General features: G+C 65.3%; 4 protein-coding genes. 1 reads left to right on the top strand and 3 read right to left on the bottom strand.

The window, feature by feature from the left end; genetic code table 11:
* Positions 1 to 125: 125 nt before the first annotated feature.
* The 3 genes from AC1D2K_RS30340 to acs form a co-directional block, all read right to left on the bottom strand.
* Complete coding sequence (locus tag AC1D2K_RS30340) at positions 126 to 1,121, bottom strand: aromatic/alkene monooxygenase hydroxylase subunit beta (RefSeq protein WP_478093599.1); 996 nt, start codon at positions 1,119 to 1,121, stop codon at positions 126 to 128.
* A 45-nt stretch (positions 1,122 to 1,166) separates the two neighbouring features.
* The gene (locus AC1D2K_RS30335; RefSeq protein WP_478093598.1) at positions 1,167 to 1,448 is read right to left on the bottom strand and encodes a phenol hydroxylase subunit; all 282 of its coding nucleotides are present in this window, start codon (positions 1,446 to 1,448) and stop codon (positions 1,167 to 1,169) included.
* A 360-nt stretch (positions 1,449 to 1,808) separates the two neighbouring features.
* Positions 1,809 to 3,866 (bottom strand): acetate--CoA ligase, encoded by a 2,058-nt coding sequence (gene acs, locus AC1D2K_RS30330; RefSeq protein WP_478093596.1) that lies wholly within the window; start codon positions 3,864 to 3,866, stop codon positions 1,809 to 1,811.
* A 131-nt stretch (positions 3,867 to 3,997) separates the two neighbouring features.
* On the opposite strand from acs, the gene AC1D2K_RS30325 reads away from it, so the two are divergent.
* Positions 3,998 to 4,420 carry an ACT domain-containing protein gene (locus AC1D2K_RS30325; RefSeq protein WP_478093595.1) on the top strand — a complete coding sequence of 141 codons (423 nt, stop codon included), beginning with the start codon at positions 3,998 to 4,000 and terminating at the stop codon, positions 4,418 to 4,420.
* Positions 4,421 to 4,590 lie beyond the last annotated feature (170 nt).

Genomic DNA, 4,590 nt, shown 5'->3' with positions numbered 1-4,590 from the left:
GGGGTTGTCGGCCACGATGGCCTCGACGATGGCGCGCGCGGTCTCGCTGGTCTGCAGCGCGATGAAGACGGGCGGGCGGGAAAGCTCTGCGGTGGCGTTTGTCATTCGTGGCTCCTGGGTGGTCTTCAAGCGGCGATGCCGAGGCGTGCGGCGCGGGTGTCGAGTTCGGCGGCGACGGCGCGCAGCGCCTCGGCGCCCGCAGCGCCCAGTGCCAGTGCCGCCAGCGGCGCGAGCGCATCGACGATCTGCTCGCGCCAGCTGCGGTACCAGCTCGCGAGCTGCGCCTTGTTGGCCGGCGATTCATCGGCCGCGGTCTTGACCGTGGCATCGACCCAGCGCAGGTTCTCGTCGAACCAGTCGTTCTGGAACTCGGTGAGCATCCCCAGCGCATTGCCCGTGGCAGCGCTGCGCTCGTTCACGTAGCGGCGATAGACCAGCGGATACAGCAGGCCGTCGAAGACCAGGTTCTGCGCCACGAAGACCTCGAACCAGTCGCGCGTGACGAAGAGGTTCTCCATCAGGCGGCGGACGCCCTGCCAGGCCGGATGCGTGAGCCAGGCCTCCTTGCCGGCGTCCAGCGCCGAGCCGGAGTTGCCGTCGAGCTGCAGGCCGATGCGCGACAGGTACTGCGCGATGCCCAGCCGGTCCATGGCGGCGAAGATGAAGGGCTGGGTCACCGCCGTGCCGTAGCCGTAGCCGCAGCAGTAGCTGTGGTTCATGTTGGCGCCCCACTCGTAGTGGCGCAGCGGCACCAGCACCTGCTGCAGCGACTCGCGGGTGCCCGCATCGGCCTGCGCCAGCAGCCGGCGCTTGTCGGCGAACTCGAACTGGCGGTCGGCCCCTTCCTGCTGCCGCGCACGGGTCATCGTGTAGACGCCGTAGTAGTAGTGGCGCGGATCCTTGAAGCTGTACCAGTCGGCCATGACGATGGCGGTGCGGCGCTTGTCGTAGAGCTCGTACTCGGGCGCCCACAGCGGCCGGTAGTGGAAGTTGGCCGTCGGCTGCATGTCCAGCGTGGCTTCCTGGTAGCGCGAGGCCGGCTTGTCGCCGAGCCGCCGCGCCACGTGCGAGAAGGTCTGCCGGATCGGCCGGATGTCGGTGGTCTTGATGTCGACTTGCACGGGATGTCTCCTCTGGGTGGGGTCGGGGGGTCAGGGGCTGGGGGTCTAGTGATCGACGCCGGGCGCGCCGTAGCGCCACTTCATGCGCTCGAAGTCGAGCCGGGCGCCCTCCTCGGTCGTCAGGTGGCGCACCTCGTGGCGCTCGCAGAATTCGCGGAACTGGTCGAACTGCATGACCAGCTCGACTGCGAGCTCGGGGTCGCCGATGGCGAACTCGAACTCGACGAAGCGCGCATCCCGCGTGCCGGTGACACGCACGAAGCACGGCTGCCCGGTCATCGCGCTGGCACTGCCGCTGTGCCTGTTCGGCCTCGTCGAAAGGGTCACTTGTTCAATCCATCAAATCCGGGGCAGCAACAGCGCCGCCCCGGCCATTAAGGGCAACGGGCGTGCCAGCGCCGCTAAGTGATTGATTTGTATGGACCCGACCGGCGAGGTGGCCGGCCGCTCCGGGTTGTCCCGGATGATGGGTTGATCATTTGCTGCGGTGCAGCTTGATCAAATGGTGAAGTGGCCCGGATCGGGCCTGGTTTTGGGGAATAGAGCCGTTCCCTGGGTGAATTGTCCGGCGCGCAGGGCCTGGTAGCCCGAGTAGTCATCACACACGAGCGCGCCGCGCCATTCGCCCAGGCGTACCCCGCAGGCGCCAACCCATGCACCGGCCTGTTCGCGCGCGACAAAACGCTTCTATTGAGCCAACTCCCTGATGCGGTCGACGACCTCCGGATTGGCGAGGGTGGACACATCGCCGGGATCCTGGCGGTTCGAAATCGCTGCGAGCACGCGGCGCATGATCTTTCCCGAGCGCGTCTTGGGCATGTCGGGAACGACGATCACCCGGCGCGGACGCGCAATGGCGCCGATCTCGGACACCACCGATGCCGAGATCCGGTCGGCGATCTCCGCGGAAGGCGCCAGCCCCAGCTTCAACGCGACATACAGGTCGGGCACCTTGCCCTTGACCGGGTCGGCCACCGGAACCACGGCCGCCTCGACCACCTCTGGCACGAGCAGCGCTGCCGATTCGATTTCCTTGGTGCCCAGGCGGTGGCCGGCGACGTTGATCACGTCGTCGATCCGACCGAGGATGCGGTAGTACCCGTCGGCCGACTGCACCGCGCCGTCGCCCGTCAGGTAGGGCCAGTCGCGCCAGTCTTTGCTCTTGGGGTCCTTGCAATAGCGCGAGTAGTACTGGCGCACATAACGCTCGGGGTCCTTCCAGATCGTCTGGAAGCCACCCGGCCAGGGATTGCGGATGCAGATGTTGCCGGCTTTGCCCGAACCGCTGGCGAGCTCCTTGCCCCGATCGTCGTAGATCACCGGATGAATGCCGGGAATCGCGGGCCCGGCGCTGCCGGGTTTCATCTGGTGGATGCCCGGCACCGTGCTGCAGAGGAAGCCGCCGGTTTCGGTCTGCCACCAGGTGTCCACGATGACGGCTTCGCCCTTGCCGACCATGCGGTGGTACCACTTCCACACCTCGGGCTCGATCGGCTCGCCAACGGTCGTCATGTGCTTGAAGTGGTGGTGGTATTTCGCCGGCTCATCGGGTCCGTCGCGCCGCAGCGCGCGGATTGCCGTGGGCGAGGTATGGAAGATATTGACATCGAGCTGTTCGGCGATGCGCCATGGCCGGCCGGCGTCCGGATGGGTCGGAACGCCTTCGTACACGACCGTTGAAGCGGCGAGCGCCAACGGGCCGTAGACGATGTAGGAATGGCCCGTGATCCAGCCGATGTCGGCCATGCACCAATACACGTCCTCGGGGTGGATGTCCTGGATGTATTTGGATGTCCAGGTGACGTAGGCGAGGTAGCCGCCGATCGAATGTTGGCAGCCTTTCGGCCGCCCGGTGGTGCCGCTCGTGTACATCAGGAACAGCGGCGCCTCGGCCGGCATCGACACGGGCTCGACGCGCTGGCCGCGGAACCTGCCAAGCAGGTCGTTGACGATGACGTCGCGCCCCTCGACGAGCTGTGTGGCGCTCGAGGTCTTGCCCGGGTAGCGCTGCCAGACCAGGACCTGGTCGACCTGCTGGCCGAGGCTGGCGGCCTCCTTCACCGCGATGTCGGCCTTTTCCTTGTGATCGATCAGATGGCCGGCGCGGTAGTACGCGTCCATCGTGATCAGCACGCGGCTCTCGGAATCCCAGATGCGGTCGGCACAAGCCTTGCCGCTGAAGCCGCTGAACACCTGCGAGTGGATCACGCCGAGTCGCGCGCAGGCGAGCATGGTGATCGGCAGTTCCGCCGCCATCGGCATGTGCAAGGTCACGCGGTCGCCCGCCTTGAGTCCGCAGAAGTCGCGCAACAGCGCCGCGAACTCGTTGACGCGGACGAACAATTCTTGATAGGTCAGGTGCTGTACCTGCTCGTTCTCCGGCTCGGGCACGAAATGGATCGCGGTCTTGTTCTTGTGTTTGACGAGGTGACGATCAACGCAGTTGTGGCAAGCATTGATCCTGCCGCCGACGAACCAGCGCCAAAACGGCGGGTTGCTGGCGTCGAGCGTCGTCTGCCAGTACTGATACCAGTCGAGAAGGTCCGCGAATTCCTTGAAGCACTCGGGGAATTTGTCGAGGCCAAAACGCTGGAAGACGCCGGCGTCGGTCAAATTGGCCTGCGCGATGAACCGGCTGGGGGGCGCGACGTAATCCTCTTCCGGCCAATGCACCGCGATTTGTGCCTCGGAGACATCGACTGTCCGCTGCTTGGCGGGATGGCGAGGCGATCTGTGTTCAGTCATGGCGGCGACTCCTTTTCGGGCAGGTCGAAATCCAAGCAAAAAACCTACACCACGGTGCCAGAACTTGTCAACCCGGCGGTTATGGCCTAGCCTCTGACTGACACGTCAGCAGCGAAAATGGAGGACCAATCATGGATCTTCTCGTGGAACGTACGGATGTATGGGCAGCGACCATCCAGGACCGACCCGGCGGYCTTGCCGAGGTGCTGGATACGCTGCGCGATGCGGGGGCCGACCTGCAATTCATCATTGCGAGGCGGACGCCGGACAAGTCAGCGACGGGAGTCGTCTATGTCACGCCGCTGCAGAACGACCGTGAAATCCGTGCGGCGGCACAGGTGGGCTTCAACGTGACACAAAGCCTTCACTCGGTGCGGATCATGGGTCCGGACCGCCCGGGCATCGCCTCGGAACTGACGCAAAAGCTCGCTGCAGGAGAAATCAATCTTCGCGGCTTCTCGGCCTCCGTGCTCGGCAAACAGTTCGTGGCCTATATCGCGGTCGACTCGCTGGGCGACGCCAACAAGGCGATGGAAATCCTGTCGAAGGTCTGAGATCGCGACGACGGGTCCGGCGCCCGAAATGCGATGGCGCGTGCGGGTCGCCAGCACCGTTGGCGCATGCTTGCTTCTGGGCGTGGCTAAGTCAGCGTTCGCGGGCCTTGGCGCTGTCAGTCCGGACCCCGCTCGGCACGAAGCTCACTCCATGATGGACCAAATAGTCC

Source organism: Variovorax sp. P1_H12_2 (assembly GCF_056405335.1).
The sequence above is the reverse complement of the archived record's forward strand: the minus strand, read 5'-3'. Positions and strand labels throughout refer to the sequence as shown.

Coding starts and splice junctions, on each gene's coding strand:
- acs (WP_478093596.1), bottom strand. CDS start 3,866: ATGACTGAACACAGATCGCCTCGCCATCCCGCCAAGCAGCGGACAGTC.